This is a genomic window from Pseudomonas sp. B21-054 (assembly GCF_026016345.1).
GTDB lineage: Bacteria > Pseudomonadota > Gammaproteobacteria > Pseudomonadales > Pseudomonadaceae > Aquipseudomonas.
This window is the reverse complement of record NZ_CP087204.1, coordinates 6,064,373-6,087,703: the sequence shown is the minus strand read 5'-3', so window position 1 is coordinate 6,087,703 and position 23,331 is coordinate 6,064,373. Positions and strand designations below refer to the sequence as shown.

Genomic DNA, 23,331 nt, shown 5'->3' with positions numbered 1-23,331 from the left:
TGGCGAGGGAGCTTGCTCCCGCTGGGCTGCGAAGCAGCCCCCAACCTGCTGGGATCAAGTCGGATTGCGGCTGCTGCGCAGTCGAGCGGGAGCAAGCTCCCTCGCCACGGGATTTCAGCCAACTGGATAACTGACCCGATACCGGGTACTGCGTCCACCGCCGGGCATTCGTTCCAGGCAGCCTTTCTCCAGCAGTTCGGCGAGATGGCGGGTCGCCGTCGCCTTGGAAACCTTCGCCACCGCTTGGTATTGGGCTGCGCTGATTCCGCCCTCGAAGCCTTTTTCACCGCCATCGAGCATTCGGTTGAGTACCTTGATCTGCTCAGGCGTAAGCGCGCTGTTGCGATGAGCTTGCCAGAATCTCGCTTTGCAAAACACGCTGTCGATCCGCGTCATCGCCTGCTGGAGGCTGCGCAACAGCGTCTGCAGAAACCAGGTCAGCCAGGCAGTGATATCCAGTGTGGCCTTCTGGCTGTTCTCCAGAATCCGGTAATAACCGGCGCGGTCGTCGAGGATGCTCACGGACATGGCGTAGAAACGGATTGCCTGGGCTTCGCCTTGGGCCAGTGCCAGGTCGGTCAGGGTGCGGGTCAGGCGGCCATTGCCATCGTCGAATGGATGCAGGGTGACGAACCAGAAATGAGCGATGCCAGCACGCAACAACGGATCGAGGTCGGCCTGATGACGACTGGTCTCGAACCAGTCGATGAACGTTTGCAATTGCTGTTCAAGACCCTGGCGAGGAGGCGCCTCGAAGTGAACGGTGGGGCGGTCCAACCTGCCTGAGACTACTTGCATCGGTTCGTCACCGCGCAGCGTACCTACGCGGATCTGTCGGTGGGCAAAGTCGCTGGCTTGATCAGGAAACAACCACTCATGCCATTCCAGCAAGCGTTCGACAGTCAGGGGCTGGTTGAAATGCCGGGTCGCGTCCAGCAAGAGGTTCGCCAAACCTTCGCTGCGTTGGCTGACCGGCGTGTCGTCGCCTTGTTCCAGGCCGAGGCGGCGAGCCAGGGACGAGCGCACCGAGCCGACATTCAATTGCTCTCCTTCTATAGCCGACGAGGTCACGATGTTTTGCAGCAAGGCATCCAGTTCGCTCTGGGCGCTGAGCGAAGCCGTGACCGCGCCCGTCATGCCGAGCAACTGGCCTTGGGTCTGCACGCATTCGCGAAGCAGCGGTGCCAATGCTTCAGCTTGCCAGCGGAAGTCGGGCCAGTCGGGCTGTTGCCAGATCCAATGGGGTGCCATGCGCCTGTCCAAAGATGAATGAGCCGAATAATAGTCTTATTCGGCTCATTTCGTGAGCCGAATAAGACTATTATTCGGCTCACCCACCTCTCAGTACGTGATTTCCCACACATAATCGCGTGTTCCCCGATTGTGGAAAATCCGCCGAATAGCTAATCTTCGCGCCATCTACGGCCCCTTGTAACGGGGCCTCCAGACGAAACCCGAATAATGACAAGCAGCGCCGAGGAAGGGCGCCGGGTTGCGTTGTGCATGGCAGGAGGCATACGTGCGTTTTCTTTCTTTATTGATCGTGTTGCTCGGTGCGCCGTTGGCGTGGGCCGAGCCTTCGGCCGAGCTGTCGGAGCCGGTCGGGGGCTGGCGCTACAGCGGCTTGCTCGATCGCACTGAAAACCCACAGGTCGCCTATCCCACCCCGCCCATCGACCGGGGCGTGCAGCGCAACCGCACGATGATCGAAGGTCGGATCAAAGACATGGGCACGGCTCGCCAGCCCCACAGCCTGGCGGTCAACGGCAATCCACTGAATCTCTATACCGACGACGAGGGGCGTTTCGCCCGGCCGTATGCGTTCGGTGCCGGTTCCAACAGCGTCGAAGTGCGCAGCTCCGAAGGCCGCTCCCTCAAGCGCGTGCAATTCTATGAAGCCAACAACCTGCGTACCCCGGCGCAGATCCGCGTGGTGCTGGGTTGGGATGACCCCAAGGCCGAACTGGACCTGCACATTGTGACGCCCGACGGCCAGCATGCGTTTTTCGGTCGGCCGGCGCTGACCAACGGCGGCGGCCTTGACCCCGATGGTGTCGATGGCCCCGGCCCGGAAATGTTCACCATGACCGCGCCGATGCACGGCACGTACCTGGTCTACGTGAACTATTGGGGCAACTACGGCAACGGCGGCTATAACTTCGACGAAACCAGCAACGAGAACGAGGTCATCACCTCGCAGATCAACCTGGTCCTCAATGAAAACACCGTCAATGAAAAACGCGAGACCTTTGTCGTGCCCCTGCGCGCCATTGGCGATCTGTTGCTGGTCAAGACTTTCAACTACTAAGTATCCGCTCCACGGATGAACAGGCCCTTGTGAATATGAGCGACAACACTGCTTCCCCGACCACGCCGACCCCTGTCGCCAAACCTGTGCGCCGCTGGCCGGCGATACTGATCGGGCTGTGCCTGGTCGCGGGTGTGGCCGCCGGGTTGGGCTGGTTCATGACCAAGCCCAAGGCGCCGCCCATGGAGTTGGCGTTGGAAAAACTCGGCCTGAGCCGCCCCGACGGCTTGCTCGAGGCGCATTCCCTGAGCCAGTTGCCCAAGGACCTGTTGGCGGTGCCGTTCCTCAAGGCCACGCTCACCGAGGACTTCGTCTTCTATTACGAGGCCCACGCCGACCGCCTCGGGCTGATAGGCAGCCTGCGCCGGATCATCTACGAGCATGACCTCAAGCTGCAGGACAGCCTGATCGAAGAGCTTTTCGACCAGCCAGCCGATGTCGCGTTGTGGCGCGGTGCGGACGGTCGCCTCAAGGACTTCCTGTTGGTAATGGATCGCGGCGGGTTGGCCAAGGTGCTGGAGCCGTTGGCGAAAGTCGCTTTGGACGACACCCAGTTGAGCAAGCTCAGCGACCTGAAAGTCGGCAGTGATGACGTCGCGCTCTACCAGCTCAGCTACAACGCCAGCAAATCCCTGCTTTTCGCCTCCCATGGCGACAAGCTGGTCGTGCTGTCCAATCCGACCAAACTCTATGACCCGGCCAGCGGGACGACGGTTGAACCGGGCAGCGTCTCGACCACCGCCCTGGCCGCCTTGCTCAATGGCGACAAACTCTTCCCCGAAGCCTTCGGCCTGCCGCCCAAGGCGCCGGAGGTCAAGCAACGCATCTCGGTCAACGCCAGCGTGCTCGCCATGGGCTACCAGCGTTTCATCCCGAACTTCGCCGGGTTGCGTTTCGACATGGACGACAAGGGCTGGCACAGCTTCCTGGCCATGGACGAGCTGGAAAACCAGCCGGACTTCGACTTCAAGCCGATCTGGCAAGCCATGCCCATGGGCGCCAGTGCCTGCGTGACCTTGCCCCTGGCCGCCGAACAACAGAAGCCGCTGCTGGTAAAACTCGGCGCCGACGACAAGGCCGCCCAGGCCATGGTCGACCATATGGCCGGCGCGGCGGGCCTGTGCTGGTACGCCGATTCGCGCCTGTACACGCCGCTGCTGGTGGCGAGCCTGAACGAAGACGACGGCAAGCTCGACGCCGACCTGGGCAACCTGTTCGGCTCGATGGTGGGCGCCTACGAAAACAACGTCGCCGAACATGCCTTCCCGGTGGTCGAGAAGCAGCAAGGCCCGACGCACCAGTGGCTTCGCCAGGTCAGCTCCAACTTCGGCCCTTACCCGGCCAAGGACGCAGAGCAGCCCGATGCGATCACCGGCAAGGCGTTCATGCGGGTCAGCCTGGCGCGCCACGGTTCGACGTTGCTGTTTTCCCTCGACGACAAGCTGGTGGACAAAGCCCTCGGCACCCTCGACAAACGCTTCCCGCCCATGGCCGACGTGGTGCCCAAGGATCTGCTGATGCCGTTCTACTTCGGCCCGGATGCCATGGCGCAACTGATGCAGCGCGAAACCCTCGACAGCCTGCCCCAGGACATGGAACCGGTGTTCTACAACGCCGCGCAAACCTACCTGATCCCGAAACTGCGCACCCTCGGCGGCTACGGCAAATACGCCCTGACGTTGCCCGAAGGCAGCGAACCGGACGGTCATTGGCAGTGGCTGCCGCTGGAATGGAAAGCCCTGTGACAGGACTGATTCGAAATCCCGGGTGGGCGCTGCTGCTGGCGTTGCTGCTGGGCGGGCCGGCGTTGGCCGTCGAGACGCCGGCGCTGGATGTGCAGCAGTCCCAGGTGTTTCGTGCCTGGTTCGTGCGCATTGCCCAGGAACAGCTGACCAAAGGCCCGAGCCCGCGCTGGTATCAGCAGGACTGCGCCGGGCTGGTGCGTTTCGCCGCCAACGAAGCGCTCAAGGTCCACGATGAAAAATGGCTGCGCAGCAATGGCCTGTCCAATCGCTACCTGCCGCCGGAACTGCCGCTCAGCGATGCGCAACGGCGCCTCGCCCAGCAATGGCAGCAGGGCGGCGGCAAGGTCGGGCCCTACGTCAACGCCATCAAGCTGATCCAGTTCAACAGTCGCCTGGTGGGCCGCGATGTCGCCCAGGCCCGTCCCGGCGACCTGATGTTCTTCGACCAGGGCGACGACCAGCACCTGATGATCTGGATGGGCCGCTACATCGCCTATCACACCGGCACTACAACCCCTACCGACAACGGCATGCGCTCCGCAAGCCTGCAACAACTCATGAACTGGAAGGACACCCGATGGATACCCGACGCAGCCAACCCCAACTTCATCGGCGTCTATCGACTCAACTTTCTCTCCCAATGACCGGTGCCCGCATGCTGCGCTTGTGTTCAAAATTGCCCCTGCTGTTCGCCCTGTTGCTGGCACCTGTCGTGAATGCCGAAGACACGGTGGAGCCCAGCGGCTACACGCCGGTGGCCGGTGAAAGCTTCTTCCTGCTGGCCGACAGCAGCTTTGCCAGCGATGAGCAGGCCATGGTTCGCCTCGAAGCGCCGGGCCGCGACTATCGCCGGTTCCGCATGGAGCCCTATGGCGGCGCCGATATCCGCGTCTATCGCATCGACAAGCCGCTGGACTTCCTCAAGCGCCAGAAGAACCTGCACCGTGTGGTCAGCGACGGCCAGTTCAAGGGTGAAGGCCTGTCGAACACCCTCGCTTACCTGTGGGACAACTGGTATCGCAAATCCCGTCGGGTGATGCAGCGGGCGTTCTCCTATGAGTCTCGCCAGCAAGTCACCGAAGAAGTGCCGGAGCTGAAGATCGGCGACGCCCTGGTGGCGCCGACCCCGTACGACGCACCGGCACAATTCGCCTTGATCCCGGGTTTGCCGGTGGTCAGCCAATTCCGTTATCCGCTGTGGCAGGCCAAGCCGATCCAGCCGCCAGCCGGGGTCAACCTGGCCGGTTCGTCCAGTGAGTTCGTCAGCGTCGCGCCGGGCAACGTCTACGTGCCGCTGGGCCAGTTGAAGCCCGGCCTGTACCTGGTGGAAGCGCTGATCGGCAAATACCGCGCGACCACCATGGTCTTCGTCTCCAACACCGTGGCAGTGAGCAAGATTGCCGGCGACGAGTTGCTGGTCTGGGCCGCACGCAAGCATGAAGGGCGTTCGGTGCCCAAGGTCAATGTGCTGTGGACCGACGGCCTGGGTGTGATGAGCAGCGGTGCCACCGATGAAGACGGTTTGCTGCGTCTCAAACACGTCAGCCCGGAGCGTTCGTTCGTCATTGGCGAAGACGAGGAGGGCGGGGTATTCGTCTCCGAGAACTTCTACTACGACAGCGAAATCTACGACACCAAGCTCTATGCCTTCACCGACCGGCCGCTGTACCGGCCAGGGGATTGGGTATCGCTGAAAATCGTTGGTCGTGAGTTCAAGAACGCCCGCGATTCGGTGCAACCGGCGGCCGCCGACGTGAATGTCAGCGTGCTCGATGCCACCGGCACCGCCCTGCAAACCCTGGCCCTGAAGCTGGATTCCAAGGCCGGTACCCAGGGCCGCTTCCAACTGCCGGAAAACGCCGTGGCCGGTGGCTATGAACTGCGCTTCAGCTACAAGGACCAGCTCTACAGCAGTGCTTTCCGCGTGGCTGAATACATCAAGCCGCACTTCGAAATCGCCCTGAACCTGGCCAAGCAGGACTACCGCACTGGCGAGCCGGTCAAGGGCAGCCTGGTGCTGCTGTACCCGGACGGCAAGCCCGTGGTGAATGCCACGGTGAGCCTGAGCCTGCGGGCCCAGCAACTGTCGATGGTGGATAACGAGCTGCAATACCTGGGGCAATTCCCGGTGGAACTGACCAGCAGCGAAGTGACCACCGACGCCAAGGGCAACGCGACCCTCGACCTGCCGGCCGCCGACAAGCCGAGCCGCTACACCCTCACCGTGTTCGCCAGCGATGGTGCGGCGTATCGGGTCAAGACCACCAAGGAAATCCTCATCGACCGTGGCGCGGCGAATTTCCGTCTGAGCGCGCCTCAGCGCTTCAGCGCCGTCGGCCAGAAAGTGGCGTTCAGCTACGCCAACGAAGGCGGCAACGAGCAAGCCAAGGCCGTGACGCCGGGCGGCTACGCCTGGGTGCGCCTGGAAGACCAGACCACGGGTGAAGGCAAGCTGACGGCCAAGGACAAGGGCTTCAGCCTGACCTTCGATCGTCCCGGCACCTACAACCTGACGCTCAAGGACGACCACGGCCGGGTCATCGGCGCCGCCGCCCATGCGGTGACCGGTGAAGGCATCAAGGCCGTGCCGGGCACGGTCGAGATCGTCTTCGACAAACCTGAATACAAGACCGGTGACGAAGCGCTGGCGCTGATCACCTTCCCGGAACCGGTCAGCGATGCGCTGCTGTCCCTTGAGCGGGACAAGGTCGAGGCCACGGCGCTGCTGTCCAAGGGCAGTGACTGGCTGAAGATGGAAAAACTCAGCGACACTCAATATCGCGCGCGCATTCCGGTGAAGGATGCCTTCGCACCGAACATGACGTTCTCGGTGCTCTACACCAAGGGCGGCCAGTACAGCTTCCAGAACGCCGGCATCAAGGTGGTTGCACCGCAGATCGATGTAGCGGTCGTCACTGACAAAGCCACCTACCGCCCTGGCGACACGGTGACCGTGGACCTGAGCACCCAGTTCGCCGGCAAGGCCATTCCCGCGCACCTGACCGTCAGCGTCGTCGACGAAATGGTCTATGCCCTGCAACCGGAAGTGGCGCCGACCATCGACCAGTTCTTCTATCACCCGCGTCGCAATAACGTGCGCACCAGCGCCAGCCTGTCGTTCATCAGCTACGACGTGGCGCTGCCGGGCAGCCCTGGTGCGCCGGGCAAGGCCAACCGTAGCGAGCGTGGCGTCAAGGTGCTGGAGCGGCCGCGGCGTGAAGACGTCGACACGGCTGCGTGGCAACCGGAGTTGGTCACCGACGCCAGCGGCAAGGTCCGCTTCACCTTCAAGATGCCGGATTCCCTGACCCGCTGGCGCATCACCGCCCGGGCCATCTCTGACGACGGCCAAGTGGGGCAGAAGAAACAATTCATCGCCTCGGAAAAACCGCTGTACCTGAAGTGGAGCGGCCCGACCCGCTTCCGCACGGGCGACAAGCCGCAACTGGGCCTGTTCGCCTTCAGCCAGGCGGAAAAGCCGCTGACCACTGAATTGCTGATCCGCTATGCCGGTACTGAACAACGGGTGGCGGCAGAACTGAAGAACGGCATCAACTATGTGGCGCTGCCGGCCATGGACCTGAGCAGCGGCGACTTGAGCGTCCAGTTGCAAGTGAACGGCGAAACCCAGGACACCTTGGCGGTGCGCCTGAACGCCAGCGGCAGCGGTTGGCAAGTCACCCAGAGCCAGCGCTTCGACGTGGCGAGTGGCGACACCCCGCTGGCCCTGCCTGCCGATGCCAGCGACATCCGCCTGCGCCTGGATGACAGCCCGCAAGCGCTGTTCCGTTCGGCCCTGGACGACTTGTTGAGCTACCCCTACGGTGGCGTCGAGCAGACCGCCAGCCGTCTGTTGCCATTGAGCATCGCCTACCCGACCCTGGCGGCGAACCCGCAGATCCGCGATCGCTTGCGCCTGATCATGCAAAACAGCCGCTTGCGCCTGGTGCAAATGGCCGGGCCTTCGGCGAGCTTCACCTGGTGGGGCCAGGACGGCGAGCCGGATGCGTTCCTCACGGCCTACGCCTATTACGCCGACTGGCATGCCAGCAAGGCCCTGGACCTGAGCCTGCCGCCGGAACACTGGCAGCGGGTGCTGGAGGTCTACGCCAAGCAGGCCGGTGATACGCCGCTGCTGCAACGGGCGTTGATCCTGTCGTTCGCCAAGCAGATGCAATTGCCGGTGAACACCTTGCTCAGCGGGCTGATGGACGACCTGGCCAAGGCCAGTGAAGACACTGCCGAAAGCGTGCTGGACAGCGGTGAAGACAGCCTGGTCATGAACGCGCCGGATTCAGCCCTTGGCTTGGCCAGCGCCCGCGTGTTGACCGCGTCCCTCGCCAAGCAGGCGAAGGTGCCGTTGCCGGCCGCCTTCAGCCGCCAGGTGGACGCCGCGCAACAGCAGTTGGAACTCAGCTCGCAGCCATTCGTCGAGGCCCTGGTCCTGTCGTTGCAAAGCTTCGACCAGGCCCGCGCCAGCACCTTGCTGGAACGTGTGCTGCCGCAACAGTCGACCCTGGAACGGGCCCTGGCCTTGACCTGGCTGCAACGCAGCATCGAACAGGCCGCGCCAGCCGTGGCCCTGGCCCCGGGCGAAGGCTGGAAAGCCCAGCAAGGCGCCACCGGTGAAACCTACTGGCAATGGCAGGGTGCGCAACTGCCGACCCAACTCACCCTCACGGGGGCCCAGGAGCGCCCACTGCAAGCGGCGCTGAGCTTCCAGAGCCAGCAACCGCCGCTGGCGCCGATGGCCGTGTCCATCACCCGGCGCCTGTCGCGTCTGGTGCCGGGGGACGAGGCGTTCACCTTCAAGCTCGAAGCCGTGGGCAACAAGCCGTTGTCCAGCGACAGCCTCTATCTGGATGAAGTGATCATCAACAGCAAGGCGCCGACACCGCTGCGCTACGGCATGCTTGAAGTGCCGTTGCCGCCGGGCGCCGATGTGGAGCGCACCACTTGGGGCATCCAGTTGATGGGCAAGGCCGACAGCGAACCGACCTCCCTGGAAAAGGCCCGCTTCGAACCGGGCCAGATGGCTTACGCGGTGCCGGTGGATGCCCTCAGTGGCGAATTGCGCTTGCGGCACCTGGTGCGCTTCTCCCAGAAGGGCCAGTTCACCTTGCCGCCGGTACGCTTCACCCAGGTCTACGCGCCGCAGCATCAGGCACGGGAACAGAAACCGGCGCTCGGTCAGATCACGGTCAACTGAGATGCGCAGGCTGCGGGTCTGGTGGTGGTTGTGCTTGATTCCTGCGCTGGCGACAGCGCAGGAAGAGCCGTTGCGCCTGGCCTTCGACGGGCAACTGCTGCGGGTCAGCCAGACCCAGGTGCTGGATCGCCAGCCGCTGCCCGATTCCCTGCAGGCGCCGTTGGGCAGTCTGTGGAAGATCTTTGTCTACGCCTGGCTGGTGGACACCAACGCCCGTGAACCGGTGTATGAGTGCCGGGGTGAGTCGAAGGAAGAGGTCTATTGCTGCACTGCCGGGCAGAGCATCGGTCGCGATCAGGCGCTGGTGAAATCCTGCGGCTTGTATTTCGAACCACAGCGGCTCGGGCTTTCGGCCTCGAACTGGCGTGATTATTGGCAGGCCCGGCAGGCGCCGGCATGGCTGTTGGACTTGCCGGCCCTGCAACCCCAGACCCAGGTGCCCGTCGCCGGACTGCTCAAGACCCTGGCCACGCTGCCGGCCCAGGATCAGGCGCGGCGGGTGTTGCTGGACGTGGTACTCAACGCGGCGGACGGGCGACTGGTCGGCGAGTTAGGCAGCCGACTGCGGGTCAAGACCTGGAGCTGGCTGGGTGACCAGGGGCCGTCGTCCCGCCAGGGCGGTTTCGCCGGTTGGCTGGCGGACGGTACTCCCGTGTGGGCCGGTGGACGCGGCACCAGCCAGCAGGTGCTGAAGGTCTATGGCGAGGGCTTGGCGGCGGCGCTTCCTTCGCGTTGGCCGGCGGAAACCGGGCGTTGCGTGGAAGTGGGGCTGTTTGCCCGCTATCCCTTGCAACGGGTGATGTCGGGCGACCGCCCGGCCGTGCCGGGGCAACTGCGCGGCGACTACCGCGTCGAATTCGCCAACGGCAATCAGTTGGATATCCACAGCGACGGCGAGCTGTTCCTGATGCCCGGCAAGCTGGTGGCGCGATTGGACCGCGAGGAATACGTCGCCCGGGTCCTGCAACGCGAAGCCAAGGCCGAGCCCGTCGAAGCCGCCAAGGCCTTGGCCGTGGCGATCCGCACCTACCTGCTGCAAAACGCCCAGCGCCACGGCGATTGCCTGAGCATCGACGACAGCAGTCATCGCCAGCGCGTCGCGCCACGCCCAGCGACGGCTGAAACCCGTGCGATTGCGGCCTGGACCAGTGACCTGGTCCTGGCCGGCACCGATGTCACCTATCACTCCGACCAGGCCGGCCCGGACAAGCTGTCCTGGCTGCAAGCCGTCGAACAGGCCAACGGCGGCCAGCGCTACGACGCCATCCTGCTGCATGCCTACCCACGCGCCAGCCTCAGCCGCTGGGACAATCCGGTGGCGTCTTGCGAGGCATTGCCCGCCGCCCAGGATTGGCTACTGAAACAACGGCGCGGCTGGCGTTCGCGGCTGGAAAGCGAAGTGGGCTACAACGAAATCAGTTCTTTCGCCGTCTGCCGCGTTGCCTTTGGCCGGCCTTACGTCGACCGCGAGCGCCAGCGCATCTATGTGCGCGGCGTGCTGTCGCTGCAAGACCGCCTCGACCTGACCCATGAATATCTGCACCTGGCCTTTGAAGCTCACCCCAACGGCCAGGACGAAACCTATATCGAAGGGCTCGCCCGTCACCTTTTGCTGGAATAGACCATGACACTCCGTTATCCACAGGTCTTGCTGTTGCTCTGCGCCCTGACCGCGTTGCCTCCGGCCATTGGCGCCGAGAATATCAAGCTCGACACTCCGGTCGGCGGCTGGCGCAGCGGGGCGCCGGGCGGTGAAGGTGAAAGCTTCAGCCAGACCGTCAACTATCCGGCCTCGTCGGTCAACACGCCCCCAGGCCAGGCCAACACCGCCCGCATTACCGGGCAGATCAAAAGCGCGCCCAAGGACAGCAATGCGCCGGGCCAGTTGATCGTCAACGGCGTCAGCCTGCCGCTGAAGCTGGATGAGGAAGGTCGCTTCGACCGGCCGTTCTCGTTCCCCAACGGCAGCAACAGCGTTGAAGTGCGCAGCGCCGATGGCCAGCAACGCCACCGCACGCAATTCCTCAATACCAGCGGTGGCGCCACCCCGGCCAAGCTGCGGGTCCTGCTGACGTGGGACAGCGACGGCACCGACCTGGACTTGCACCTGGTCACCCCCGACGGCGCCCACATCTGGTACGGCGACCGCGTCGTCCCCAACGGCGCCGCCCTCGACGTCGACGTCACCACCGGCTACGGCCCGGAAATCTTTGCCATGCCGGCGCCGATCAAAGGCCAATACCTGGTGTATGTGAACTACTACGGCGGGGGTTATCGCAGTGAGGAGGACGGCGAAGAGGGTGAGGGCGGTGGGGAGCAGGCGCAACAAGCCCTGACCACGGCGCAGGTGACCCTCATCACGGAAGAAGGCACGCCAAACGAAAAGATGGAAACCTTCGTGGTGCCGATGCGGGCGGTGGGCGAGCTGACGCTGGTCAAGAGTTTTAGCTATCCGTAAGCCGCCATTGACCAGTGGGTGAATTTTTAACCTGTGGGAGCGAGCTTGCTCGCGATGGCGTCGGTCAATCCAGCCTCTCTGCAAACTGATATACCGCTATCGCGAGCAAGCTCGCTCCCACAGGGTTATCAGCCATTTGTGACAAATAAAAATCTCACGCGTGAGCTATTGTGGGCTTTCGAAACTACCTGTAGTGTTTCTCACGCGTGAGTTTTTCACAGTGGGGTTCAGCACCATGCAAAGTAGCTCTCCAGCAGATCCGCCTGGCGGGTCTGTGACCGATTCAGCGAGCCGCAAGGGAGAGCGCTCGAAATCCTCCGCGAAAAAACCGTCGAGCTTCTACATGAAGCAGATGCGCGCGGGCTTGAGTGCCGCCGGGTATGTGAAACACGAGACTTGGGTGCTTCCCGAAAACCGAAGCCTGCTCAAGCAGATGGAGAAACAGCTACGCCAACCGATTCTGGCTGGCTCATTCATGTCGGAGAATTACATGAGCGCAGGTAACAATTGGAACATCGACCGCCTCTACAGCGCCCTTCAGGCCCTGGATGAAGTGGTTGCGAACGAAATCACCCTCTCCCTCGTTCAAGGTTCCGAGTCCAGCATCAAGCTGGAAATGAACGATTTTGGTGGTTTGCCGATTTACATCGCGGTGGTGGGCGATCAAGTCATCGTCGATACCGTCCTGGTGGATGTCGAGTCGATCAACGACGTCGCGGCCTTCAATGATGCCGTGCTGCGTAGCCGGGAAATGTTCCCGCTGTCCTCGATCGGTATCGAGTCCATGCCCAACGGGCAGGTCGTCTACAACATGTTCGGCGCCCTGAGCTCCGATTCCAGCCTGACCAACGTCGTGACCGAGGTGAAAACCCTCGTCGACAACGTCCAGCGCGCCAGCGAAGCCTTCGAACGCTTCTTCATTTAATTTCGCCGAACAGGAACTGTCCCATGACTCAGTCCATCTGGAGCAAATTGTTCACCGCCCTGCGTGGCGGTGCCAACGAAGTCGGCGAATCGATCGTCGACCAACAGGCCCTGCGCATCCTCGACCAGGAAATTCGCGATGCCGACACCGCGCTGGCCAACGCCAAGCGTGAGCTGGTCACCATCATGGCCAAGCACAAACTGTCGACGGATCGCGTGGGCGAGTACAACGCCAAGATCAAGGACCTGGAAGCCAAGGCCCTGGCCGCGATCCAGGCCAACCGTGAAGACCTGGCGCTGGAAGTGGCCGAAGCCATTTCGACCCTGACCACTGAACTGGACGCCGAGCAAAAGCACGCGACCGAATTCGGCGGTTACGCGGACAACATGCGCAAAGACATCACCAAGGCCGAAAGCCGCATCAAAAGCCTGCGTCAGCAGGTGGACATGGCCAAGGCCCGTGAAAGCGTACAGAAAGCCCAGGTCAGTGCTTCGATCGCCAGTGGCGGTGCCAACGGCAAGCTGGAAACGGCGGTCGGCACGCTCAACCGCCTGCAGGCCAAGCAACAGCAACGCGCGGCTGAACTGCAAGCTCAGGACGAATTGGCCGACGCGTCGACTGGCACCGACCTGGAGCGCAAGCTGCGCGACGCCGGCATCACGCCGAACGAAGGCAGCGCCAATGCGATCCTGGAACGCCTGAAGAAAAAATCGGCTGAGTAACGGGCTGGGCCTTGCCTTGGTGAAGACCAGCCAAGGCAAGGCAAGCTAAGGCAGACCAGGCTCATACCTTGTGGCGAGGGGATTTATCCCCGCTGGGCTGCGCAGCAGCCCTAGAACCTGACACCTCGGTGTGTCGGTTAGGTGGTGTTCGCTGCTTTGGGGCTGCTACGCAGCCCAGCGGGGATAAATCCCCTCGCCACAGGTTTGTGCTCGTCATCAGGTTTTGTGCGTGAGTCCTGCTTTCCTGAAAGTCACCGGGTTTATTGTCACCGAAGTACTTTTATCCGAGCCCGGCAACAGGTTTAATGCTGTCCGGCCACTACGTTCGAGCGCTCACACGCCAGAGCGATGATCCCGCCAGGAACAAAGCCCCACGGAGTCAGGGACGAAATGTCGATTTTCCTTTTGTTGCGCACGTACGCTTCGTCCTTCTTCCATCGGTTCGGCTGGGCGGGCCTGGCCATTGCGTTGGGTGTGCACCTGTCCACGGCCTGGATCGGCCTGGTGCTGCTGGGCGAGCAGCACCTCAGCGCCGCCGCCACGTTTATCTACTTCTATCTCACCACCACGCTCACCGTCGGCTATGGCGATCTGTTGCCACAGACATCCGCCGGGCGAATTTTCGTGGCTACCTGGGTCATGCTCGGGGGCATTGCGCTGCTGACGGCAGCCATCGGCAAAACCACCAGCAGCGTCATCGATGTTTGGAGAAAAGGCATGAAGGGCAAGGGCGATTTCACCGGCAAGACCGGCCATACCGTTCTCATCGGCTGGGAGGGCGCCTCCAGCGAGCGGGTCATTGAATTGCTGCTGCAGGACGAAACGTCGAACGACAACCTGATCGTCATCTGCGATTGCGACCTTGAAGAAAACCCCATGCCCGGCAAGACGGCGTTCATCAAAGGCGACAGCCTGTCCTCCGTCGCACTCTTGCAGCGTGCCGGTGTACCCGGCGCCGAACGCGTCCTGGTCCGCACCCATTCCGACGACCTGACCCTGGCCACCGTGCTGGCGGTCAATCAACTGCACCCGGTCGGGCATGTGGTCGCCCACTTCAATGACAGTGAAGTCGCCGCCCTCGCCAGCGCCTACGCGCCCAGCCTGGAATGCACTTCAAGCATGGCCATCGAAATGTTGGTGCGTGCCTCCCAGGATCCGGGCTCGTCAGTGGTCATCAATGAACTGCTGTGCGTCGGCCAAGGCGCCACCCAGTACCTGATGAAACTGCCCGAGACGTTTGAAGCCACCTTCGGCGACCTGTACACCCGGATGAAAGAGCAGCACAACGCGACCCTGATCGGCTACCGTGCCCAAGGCGCCCGCCAGCCGTCGATCAACCCGCCCGGTGCCACGCGCGTTGCGGGTGGCGAACTTTTCTACATCGCCTCCACGCGTCTCAAGGACATCGCCAATGGGATGGTTTAAACAGTTGATGGGGCTCGAGGCCCCGAACGCGGACAAATCTGCCAACCGCACAGCCAACACCGGCCCGCTGATCGCCGGGCCCTTGGGCCTGGCATCCGGCAAAGAGGTGACGTTCGACACCACGCTGAAGTTGTTGCTCGACGGCAAGACGTCCGTGGTCATCCCCGGCGCCCAACAGATCTGGAGCATGGGCGTCGTCGACCTCGGGCAATCGAACTGGCTGGCGCGCTGCTACATGAACGACGAAGACTACTGGCTGCAAGTGCACACCAGCGGCGACGTCGCCGGGCAGGTCGAGTCGGTGATCCTGTTCAACTACCTCAGCTACGTCACCATCAACAGTGAAGCGGAGTTGCGTCGCCTGGCGGGCCCTGAAAGCCTGATCGGCCTGCCGACCTACACCCACGACGGCGTCGAGTACACCCGCGAATGGGGGACCGAGGCGGGCCAGACAGAATTGGTGACGTTGAGCGAGCGCGTGAGCAATCCGGATGAGTCCTACGGCATCGAGCACCGTTCGATGCTGTACGCCCGCGACACCGGCCTTACGGATCGCCGCGAGTTCCTGTTGTTCTCCGTCGAAGAGGACGCCGAAGGCAGCGTCAGCTTGAGCACTTCGCTGGGTATTTCGCTGTACACCACTGACCTGACCACTTTTTAAAAAAGGAAGAAGTCCATGCTTGAAGCGCTCTCCATTTCCCTGAACAAGGCCGCCGTGTTTGGCTTCGCCCTTTACATCCTCGGCGCCGCCGTGCTGTTCGCGCTGTTTCAGTTCATCTACATCCATGTCACGCCGCACAAAGAGTTCGAACTGATCCGCTCGGGCAACGTGGCGGCGGCGATCGCCCTGAGCGGTGCCCTCATTGGTTTCGCCATCCCGGCCAGCAACGTGATTGCCTACTCGATCAGCATGCTGGATTTCGTCGTCTGGACGGTGATCGCCGCTGTCGTCCAGTTATTGGCGTTCCTGGTGACCAGCCTGGTGCTCAAGGGCGCCTCCGCGCGCATCAAGCAGGGTGAAATCGCCGCCGGTATCTACATCGCCGCCGTAGCCATCAGCGTCGGCCTGTTGAACGCCGCGTGCATGACGCCTTCCACGAACTGATTGCGCCACGGAGAACCCGATGAAACGAAGCAAGTACGTTCAGCTCTCGCTGGCCGCGTCGGTCGCCATGGCGATATCCGGCTGCGGGCCGACGGAAAAAACCTACGAGTTGAAAAAGAAGTACAACTTCCAGTCCGTGCAGCAATGTGTCGATGAAAAACTGCCGGTAGACATCTGCGCCGACGCCTACATGACTGCCATGACGGAGCATCGCCGCATTGCGCCGGTGTACGACAACCAGGCCGATTGCGATGCCGACTTTGTCCCCGATTGGTGCCAGCAGGACTCCGCCGGCAAGTTCATCCCCAAGCTGGGTGGTTTCGAACTGAGCGCCGAGGGCGAGGTCACGCAGTCCGAAGTGGACGCGGCCAAGGCCCAATTGCCGGCCTCGGAAGCGATGAGTACCGGTGGAGGTTTCAGCAACCTGCTGACCGGACTGCTGATCGGCAACATGCTGAGCAGCAATCGCAACAGCTATTTCTCCGAGCCGGTCTACCGCTACCGCGATGATCGTGGCAGCTTCGGCTCCTCCACGCTCAGCCAGCGGGTGTCGACAGGCTCGACGTTCACCAAGTCCAACCAGGCGCGATACGGCAGCTACACCGACTCCATCAAGTCCAGCAGCAAGCCGATGTCCGTTGCCTCATCCACCTCCCGTGGCGGCTTCGGCAGCAAGTCCAGCGCCCGCAGCGGTTGGGGCGGTTCGAGCAGCTCCGGCGGTTGAGGAACCAGCGCCATGAAGAAGATCCATTGCGCCGAGCGTCCTGACTGGAAGCAGACCGCCGAGCAGCTCGGCTTTCTGTTCCACACCATCGACGACGAACCCTATTGGGACGAAAGCGCGTACTACCAGTTTACCCTCAAGCAGATCGAGAACGACCTGGAAGACCCGACCACCGAGATCCATGACATGTGCATGGACCTCGTGGCCCGCGTGGTCCAGAGCGAAGAGCTGCTAGAGCGCCTGAGCATTCCCGCGCCGTTCTTCGACCTGGTGCGTACTTCATGGCTTGAAGGCCATCCGCACCTGTATGGGCGCATGGATTTCTCCTATAACGGCAGCGGCCCGGCCAAGCTGTTGGAACTCAACTACGACACGCCGACCAGCCTCTACGAAGCGGCGGCGTTCCAGTGGGGCTGGCTGGAACAATGCATCGAACGCGGTTTGCTGCCGGCCCATGCCGACCAGTTCAACAGCATCGACACCAAACTGCACCAGGCCTTCGCCCAGTTGCAGCTCACCCAGCCGTTTTATTTCGCCTCGATGAAAGATTCGGTCGAAGACAAAGGCACCACGGATTACTTGCGGCTGATCGCGGAAAAAGTCGGCATCGAATCGCGGCACATCGATATCGAGGACATCGGCCTCAACAGCGAAGGCCGTTTTGTCGACCTGCAAGAGCGTTGGATTCCGCACTTGTTCAAGCTGCATGCCTGGGAGTTCATCTTCCACGAGCCCTTTGGCGCCGCGATTGCCCAGTGCGATACGCAGTTTTTCGAGCCGGCCTGGAAGTCGATCATCTCGAACAAAGGCATCCTGCCGCTGCTGTGGGAATTCAACAAAGGCCACCCGAACCTGCTGGCGGCTCACCTGGATACCGACACCAGCAAAGCCGTGCCCAAGGGCTGGGTGCGCAAGCCGTTCTTTTCCCGGGAAGGCGCCAACATCGAGCTGCAAACAGCGGATGGTCTGATCGTCAAAGAAGATGGCCCCTACACCGACGCCCCGTTCATCCTCCAGGAATTCGCGCCGTTGCCACGGTTTGACGACAGCTACACGCTGATCGGTTCCTGGGTCATTGGCGACCAGGCGGCCGGCATTGGCGTGCGGGAAGACAACAGCCTGATCACCAAGGATTCCAGCCGGTTCCTGCCGCACCTGATCCTTGACTGATCGATGCCCCCCGCTTTTGTGGCGAGGGGTCTATCTGTGGCGAGGGGATTTATCCCCGCTGGGCTGCGAAGCAGCCCCACGAGACCTCAACTCAATCTGTCTGCAATACCGAGGTATGGCTTTTTAGGGCTGCTTCGCAGCCCAGCGGGGATAAATCCCCTCGCCACAAGAGCGGTTGGCAGTGGGCCAGTGAAGAAGCAAGCGACGCCCCCCTCTGGGAGCGAGTGTTTGCCGCAGGCTTTTTCAGGTCCACCAGTAGCGAACCAGATGGAAGAAGATCGGTGCCGCAAAGCACACCGAATCCAACCGATCGAGCATGCCGCCGTGGCCTTCGATCATGTGGCCCCAGTCCTTGACGCCACGGTCGCGCTTGATCGCCGACATGACGATGCCGCCGGCAAACCCCAGCAGGTTGATCAGCAAGGCGATGAGGAACGACTGCCACGGATTGAACGGCGTGATCCACCACAACGCGCCACCGATCAACGAGGCCAGGAAAATGCCGCCGAGGAAGCCTTCGGTGGTTTTCGACGGTGACAGGTTCGGCGCGATCTTGTGCTTGCCGAACAACTTGCCGCACACGTACTGCAACACATCCGACAGCTGCACCACGATCACCAGGTACGCGATCAGCAACAGGTTGCGCCCTTCGAAACCGGCGATGTCCAACGTCAGCAGCGCCGGGACGAAGGAGATGCAGAACACCGCGATCATCAGCCCCCACTGGACCTTGGAAGCGCGCTCCAGAAAGTGCGTGCTGTCGCCGCCCAGGGACGCCAGGATCGGCAGCAGCAGGAACACATACACCGGGATAAAGATCGAAAACAGCCCGTACCAGTCGTAGTAGATCAGCAGGTATTGCAGCGGCAGCGCCAGGTAGAACGCGGCCACCAACGCGGGGTAGTCGCTGCGCCGGGTCGGTGTCAGGGTGAGGAACTCTCGCAAGGCGTAGAACGACACCGCGTAGAACAACAGGATGACCGCCGCGTTGCCGAGCCAAAACGCGATGCCGATCACCAGCACCATGATCCACCAGGCGTTGATCCGTGCATTGAGGTTTTCAATGACCGAATTCGGCGCGCCGCGGGTTTTCAGCTTGAGAATGAAACCGATCAGCGAAGCCAGCACCAGGATGGCGCCAATTCCGCCAAACAACATCAGGGTATATCGATCCATGTCAGACGTGCTCCGGGGCCAGTGCCAGCAGCGCGGCGCGGCTGCGTTCAAGAAATTGCTCTTTGCTTTCACCTTCTTCGATGCACAGCGGCGCGCCGAAACTGGTGGTGCACAACAGCGGCAAAGGCAGCACGCGACCCTTGGGCATGACGCGGTTGAGGTTGGCGATCCACACCGGGATCACTTCGACCTCGGGATGAGCCTTCATCAAGTGATAGATCCCGCTCTTGAAGGGCAGCAGGCCTTCCTCCGGATTGCGCGTACCTTCCGGGAAGATGATCAGCGAGTCGCCGTTCTCCAGTGCCTCGAGCATCGGTTGCAACGGGCTGTGCGAAGGATCCTTGCGCTCGCGGTCCACCAACACGCCGTTGAACACGCGGTTGATGATGTAGCGGCGCACCGGGCTGGTTTGCCAGTAATCAGCGCCTGCGACCGGGCGGGTGAGCTTGCGCAGCGCCGGCGGCAGCGAGGCCCAGAGCAACACGAAGTCTCCGTGACTGCTGTGGTTGGCGAAGTAGATCCGTTGCACCGGCGTCGGCGCGCAGCCGAGCCACAGGCTGCGAGCGCCCGTGACCATGCGAGCGGCGGAGGTGATGAGGTTGGCGACCACGGGTTCGAACATGAGGATTCCTTGTCCTGAGAAACGTAAGCATAACTGTGGCGAGGGAACACACCCTTTGTGGCGAGGGGATTTATCCCCGCTGGGCTGCGCAGCAGCCCTAAAGCAGTTAACTCAATCTTCTTGGCACACCGAGGTGCCTGGTTGGGGGCTGCTGCGCAGCCCAACGGGGATAAATCCCCTCGCCACAAAAACTATCTAGATACTTGAAGCTAACCAGGGGCTGGCCAGGATGAAGCCCAGCACCAGGACGACTTGTACGGCCAATAATCGCGACTGCCGACGTAGCAGCAACAACGCGCCATGCCGGCGTTCGGTCCAGAGACGGCCGGCGCGTGTGGCCGGTTGCAGGCCCAGGGAGGTGAGGGCCTGATCCAGGGTATAAGTGCGCTCGGCCAGCGATTGGGTGCTGTCAGCCATGCGCTGGAACAGATCGGCATCGAACGCCACGCGCAACGCCCAGTATTTTTCCAGCACGCCGAGGACGATCAGGGTGGCACTCAACAGCAGCAGCCACGGATCGATAACGCCCACCAGCCACTGCCCGAACCCCAGCAGCACCGCTAGCAGCGTCAGCCCGGTGGACAATTGATCCAGGGACTGGCCCCGGCGCAGCAGGCTCGCCACGGTGTGTAGTTCCATATCACTGATCATGGACAATTCCCCGGGTTGTGGATAACTGTTCCAGAGCCCGAAGGTGCGCCGCATGCAAAACGATACGCGGTCGGGCGCGCTGGATTTGCACGATCGCCGCATCAACGCTCGCCGCCCGGCCGCTGTGCAGCAGCCAGGCCACCACCGCCGTGGCACTACGCGAATAACCCAAGGCGCAGCAGACCAGCACCGGCCCGTGCTGGCGCAGGCTTTCAATGGCTTCTGCCGCTTTCAGGCATTGTTCGGCGGTCGGCGCCGTCAGGTCGAGCACCGGCAATGAGCGATAGGCGACGCCCGTGTTGTCCATGGACAGTTCCGCGCAGAGGTCGAGCACTCCGGTAAACGCACTGTCCTTCAATTCCATCGGCGTGGGGATTCGCCCCAGCCAGACGTTATCCGCCACTGGGTCCGGCTGCGGATGCTTGCGCGTCCAGCCGCGAGAATTGATCCACGCCGCCGCCAGATACGGCGCCAGCAACCAGCGCACCGCGGGGCTCAAACGACCATCGGCACGCTTCTGGAAACCGTCGGCACCGAACACCAGGTAATTCAGCGCCACCATGAGCACCGCGACCGCCGGCCAGATCAGCCAGAGCCACGCGCCGCCCAGAGCAAACGCCGGAATGAACAGCGCCGCCGCGCCCAGGCCATAACGCAAGGCCAAGCGTCGGCGAGCAGGATCCGCCGCCAGACGCGCACTCAGCAGCGGACTGGGTCGATCCAGCGGCCACAACCAGACACACAGCCAACCGGCCAACGCGCCCGTGGGCAGGTCAATGAAATGATGTTGATACGTGGTCAGCACCGACACGCCGATCAACGCGAACCAACCGTGCATCAGCCAACGCCAGACACCCTGCAAGTGCCGCTGATAGCAGACCCAAAGGATGACCAGCAACGCAATGTGTAGCGACGGCGCCTGGTTGAACGGCTTGTCGAAACCGGCCAGCACCTCGAACAACCAACCGAACACCCCATCCATTTCTGGCCGGGGGAAGGTGAAGCGCAACGGCCAGAGCAGAAAGCAACTGACCGCAATCACCTGGGCCGTGAGCAGGCGCAAGGCATGGCGCTTGAGTTCCTCGCGGCTGCTGGGCAGCAACAGGGACAGGCCGTACAGCAGATCAATCGACCAGTAAGGCACGATGGTCCAAGCCATGAACGGCATGTGACGTTCCCAGTCGAACACCAGCGTGCCGACGTCGTCACGCTGCGCCGTCACCCACGTGGCGAAGCCATAGGTGCTGAAGAACAACGGCGCCAACAACAGCAGCCACAGCACCGCCGGTTTCAGCAGTGCGGGTTCGCGGGCCGGAGCGATGACGGCGCTCATTACTGCACTCGCTGGGCCAGCGAAACGCTGAAGATGCCCCATTCATCGACCCGCAAGGTGATCTTGCGAAAGCCCGCTGCCTCAACCAATTGGTCCATTTCCGCCTGGGTACGTCGACGCATCACCCAAGCCTGTCCGGCGCGGTGGCTGGTGAGGGCGCGGGCGATCAGTTCCAGTTGCGGGTGCCACGGCTGGCCGGTGTAGACCAGGAAACCGCCGGGCTCCACCGCTTCGGCCAAGCCCGCGAGGGAGCCGCCGACCATCTGGTTGTCGGCAAACAACTCGTACAAACCGGAGACCACGGCGAGCGTCGGCTTTGGCTCCAGTGCCGCCAGGTCCTGTCGGTCGAAGGCATCACCCTTGACGAACTGGGCAATGTCACCCAAGCCTTTTTCGAGGATCAGCGCGCTGCCATCGCGCACGTTGATGTCGCTGTAGTCCCGCAGCAGGATCGACTCCGGCAACGGGCTGACGCCTTGCAGCGCTTCGAGAATGTAGCGGCCATGGCCGGCGGCGATGTCGACGATGCGCACCTCGCGGTTCTCTTCGCGCAACTTGCCCATGGCCAGGCGCAGCAGCTCCTCGACGTTCAACTTGCGCTGGCGAATGCCGCGCCAGCCGATGGAGTTCAGGTAATTCTGGTCAATCATCTTGCCCAGCGCCGAGGTGCCGGTGGGGCGATTGCGGTAGACGTAATCCAGGGTGCTGCCGGAGTCGAACCCGGTGTCGAAGCCCAGCTTCACCCCGGCCGACAATTTGCTGCCAAAGCGCATGCTGGCGCGGGTCATGCGCCAGTACAGATCACGCAGCGAGTTGTGCGGCAGCGGCGTGGCCAGGGTTTCGGCTTCGGCGCAGGTCGCGCCCAGGCGATCGGCGTCCAGCAGGGAAGGGCGGTCCAGCGGCCGTGCGAAGTTCTGCAGGATGAAGCGGCGCGCACTGGCAATGGCCGGCGCACGGTTCTTCTCGCCGAGGGTGTCGTGGAAGAAGCCCGGCAGGATGTGCTTCTCCTTGTGCAAACTGCCCAGCCGCTCAAAGAACTGCTCCTGGGGTTTGCGGTGCACCACAAAGTCGGAACCGGAGATCAACAGCTGCGTCGGTACCTGGATCGCCTGGGCATCGGCGACCACGCGGTCGGCGGCTTCGTACAGGCCCAGCAGCACGTTCACCGAAATCGCCTTGGTGATCAGCGGATCACTGTCGTAGGACGCCACCCGCTCCGGGTCATGGCTGAGGAACTTCGCCTTGACGTAACTGTTGACGAAAAAGTTGCCGCGAAACTTGCGCATCAACGCCAGGCCTGGACGGGCGAAGGGCACGTAGAGCTTGACCTTGAACGCCGGCGACGCCAGCACCAGCGAGCGAATGCGCGGCGCGTAGTCATGGACCCAAGTCGACACAATCACCGCGCCGACGCTCTGCGCGACTACCGCGATGTTCGCCTCGTCGATCTGGTGCGTGGCGCCGATGTGATCGCAGAAGGTCTGCACATCCCGCGCACTGGTGGCAAAACTCGGGCTGTCGCCACGGGCGCCGGGGGACTGGCCGTGGCCGCGTGCATCCCAGGCAAAGAAGTCGAAGCCGGGCAGGTTCAGCTCATCCACCAGGTGCGCAATGCGCCCGGAGTGTTCATGCCCACGGTGAAACAACAATATGGCCTGGCGGGGTTCACCCGCCGGGGCATCGACAGCCGGCCAGTGTTGGTAGAACAGTTCCACGCCATCATGGGTGGTGAATGTCTGGTGTTGGGCTTCGCGCATT

The 23,331-nt window shown here is 62.5% G+C and carries 19 protein-coding genes; 13 read left to right on the top strand and 6 right to left on the bottom strand.

Translation table 11 applies throughout. From position 1 onward, the window contains the following. Positions 1-114: 114 nt before the first annotated feature. The gene (locus LOY70_RS26405; RefSeq protein ID WP_265030889.1) at positions 115-1,251 is read right to left on the bottom strand and encodes a Fic family protein; all 1,137 of its coding nucleotides are present in this window, start codon (positions 1,249-1,251) and stop codon (positions 115-117) included. 268 nt (positions 1,252-1,519) lie between these two features. Between LOY70_RS26405 and LOY70_RS26400 the strand changes: the two genes are divergently transcribed. The 13 genes from LOY70_RS26400 (at position 1,520) to LOY70_RS26340 (ending at position 17,791) form a co-directional block, all read left to right on the top strand. Next, entirely contained in the window at positions 1,520-2,308 is a 789-nt protein-coding gene (locus tag LOY70_RS26400) for a YfaP family protein (RefSeq protein ID WP_265030887.1), read from the top strand. 35 nt (positions 2,309-2,343) lie between these two features. Beyond that, entirely contained in the window at positions 2,344-4,053 is a 1,710-nt protein-coding gene (locus tag LOY70_RS26395; RefSeq protein WP_265030885.1) for a DUF2138 domain-containing protein, read from the top strand. Next, positions 4,038-4,697: a DUF1175 domain-containing protein gene (locus tag LOY70_RS26390; protein WP_413776620.1), complete on the top strand. Its 660-nt coding sequence runs from the start codon at positions 4,038-4,040 to the stop codon at positions 4,695-4,697. Before LOY70_RS26395 ends, LOY70_RS26390 begins: the two co-directional genes overlap by 16 nt. Beyond that, positions 4,694-9,262, top strand: coding sequence for an alpha-2-macroglobulin family protein (locus tag LOY70_RS26385; RefSeq protein WP_265038207.1), 4,569 nt, complete (start codon positions 4,694-4,696; stop codon positions 9,260-9,262). Before LOY70_RS26390 ends, LOY70_RS26385 begins: the two co-directional genes overlap by 4 nt. Position 9,263: 1 nt before the next feature. Then, positions 9,264-10,883: a DUF2300 domain-containing protein gene (locus LOY70_RS26380; protein WP_265030881.1), complete on the top strand. Its 1,620-nt coding sequence runs from the start codon at positions 9,264-9,266 to the stop codon at positions 10,881-10,883. Between the two features lie 3 nt (positions 10,884-10,886). Beyond that, positions 10,887-11,720 carry a YfaP family protein gene (locus LOY70_RS26375; RefSeq protein ID WP_265030880.1) on the top strand — a complete coding sequence of 278 codons (834 nt, stop codon included), beginning with the start codon at positions 10,887-10,889 and terminating at the stop codon, positions 11,718-11,720. Positions 11,721-12,063: 343 nt separating this feature from the next. Then, positions 12,064-12,645, top strand: a complete 582-nt coding sequence (locus LOY70_RS26370) for a YjfI family protein (protein ID WP_025215706.1) — start codon at positions 12,064-12,066, stop codon at positions 12,643-12,645. A gap of 23 nt (positions 12,646-12,668) precedes the next feature. Next, the gene (locus LOY70_RS26365; RefSeq protein WP_123343980.1) at positions 12,669-13,367 is read left to right on the top strand and encodes a PspA/IM30 family protein; all 699 of its coding nucleotides are present in this window, start codon (positions 12,669-12,671) and stop codon (positions 13,365-13,367) included. 390 nt (positions 13,368-13,757) lie between these two features. Then, complete coding sequence (locus LOY70_RS26360; protein ID WP_265030876.1) at positions 13,758-14,792, top strand: ion channel; 1,035 nt, start codon at positions 13,758-13,760, stop codon at positions 14,790-14,792. Further along, positions 14,779-15,453 carry a YjfK family protein gene (locus tag LOY70_RS26355; protein ID WP_265030874.1) on the top strand — a complete coding sequence of 225 codons (675 nt, stop codon included), beginning with the start codon at positions 14,779-14,781 and terminating at the stop codon, positions 15,451-15,453. Before LOY70_RS26360 ends, LOY70_RS26355 begins: the two co-directional genes overlap by 14 nt. A gap of 15 nt (positions 15,454-15,468) precedes the next feature. Next, positions 15,469-15,897, top strand: coding sequence for a DUF350 domain-containing protein (locus LOY70_RS26350; RefSeq protein WP_060740436.1), 429 nt, complete (start codon positions 15,469-15,471; stop codon positions 15,895-15,897). Positions 15,898-15,916: 19 nt separating this feature from the next. Further along, the gene (locus LOY70_RS26345; protein ID WP_123343977.1) at positions 15,917-16,621 is read left to right on the top strand and encodes a DUF1190 domain-containing protein; all 705 of its coding nucleotides are present in this window, start codon (positions 15,917-15,919) and stop codon (positions 16,619-16,621) included. Between the two features lie 12 nt (positions 16,622-16,633). Next, a complete protein-coding gene (locus LOY70_RS26340; RefSeq protein WP_265030870.1) occupies positions 16,634-17,791 on the top strand; it encodes a glutathionylspermidine synthase family protein in 1,158 nt (385 codons plus the stop codon). Between the two features lie 243 nt (positions 17,792-18,034). Here LOY70_RS26340 and LOY70_RS26335 read toward each other — a convergent pair whose 3' ends face one another. The 5 genes from LOY70_RS26335 to LOY70_RS26315 all read right to left on the bottom strand — a co-directional run bounded on the left by LOY70_RS26335 (position 18,035) and on the right by LOY70_RS26315 (position 23,330). Then, complete coding sequence (locus tag LOY70_RS26335; RefSeq protein ID WP_123415222.1) at positions 18,035-18,967, bottom strand: phosphatidate cytidylyltransferase; 933 nt, start codon at positions 18,965-18,967, stop codon at positions 18,035-18,037. A 1-nt stretch (position 18,968) separates the two neighbouring features. Next, positions 18,969-19,589 (bottom strand): lysophospholipid acyltransferase family protein, encoded by a 621-nt coding sequence (locus tag LOY70_RS26330; protein ID WP_123343974.1) that lies wholly within the window; start codon positions 19,587-19,589, stop codon positions 18,969-18,971. Positions 19,590-19,784: 195 nt separating this feature from the next. Next, positions 19,785-20,240, bottom strand: coding sequence for a hypothetical protein (locus LOY70_RS26325; RefSeq protein ID WP_265030867.1), 456 nt, complete (start codon positions 20,238-20,240; stop codon positions 19,785-19,787). Beyond that, complete coding sequence (locus LOY70_RS26320; RefSeq protein WP_265030865.1) at positions 20,230-21,573, bottom strand: phosphatase PAP2/dual specificity phosphatase family protein; 1,344 nt, start codon at positions 21,571-21,573, stop codon at positions 20,230-20,232. The genes LOY70_RS26325 and LOY70_RS26320 overlap by 11 nt, the downstream gene beginning before the upstream one ends. Further along, positions 21,573-23,330 carry a bifunctional alpha/beta hydrolase/class I SAM-dependent methyltransferase gene (locus tag LOY70_RS26315; protein ID WP_265030863.1) on the bottom strand — a complete coding sequence of 586 codons (1,758 nt, stop codon included), beginning with the start codon at positions 23,328-23,330 and terminating at the stop codon, positions 21,573-21,575. The genes LOY70_RS26320 and LOY70_RS26315 overlap by 1 nt, the downstream gene beginning before the upstream one ends. Position 23,331: the final 1 nt, after the last annotated feature.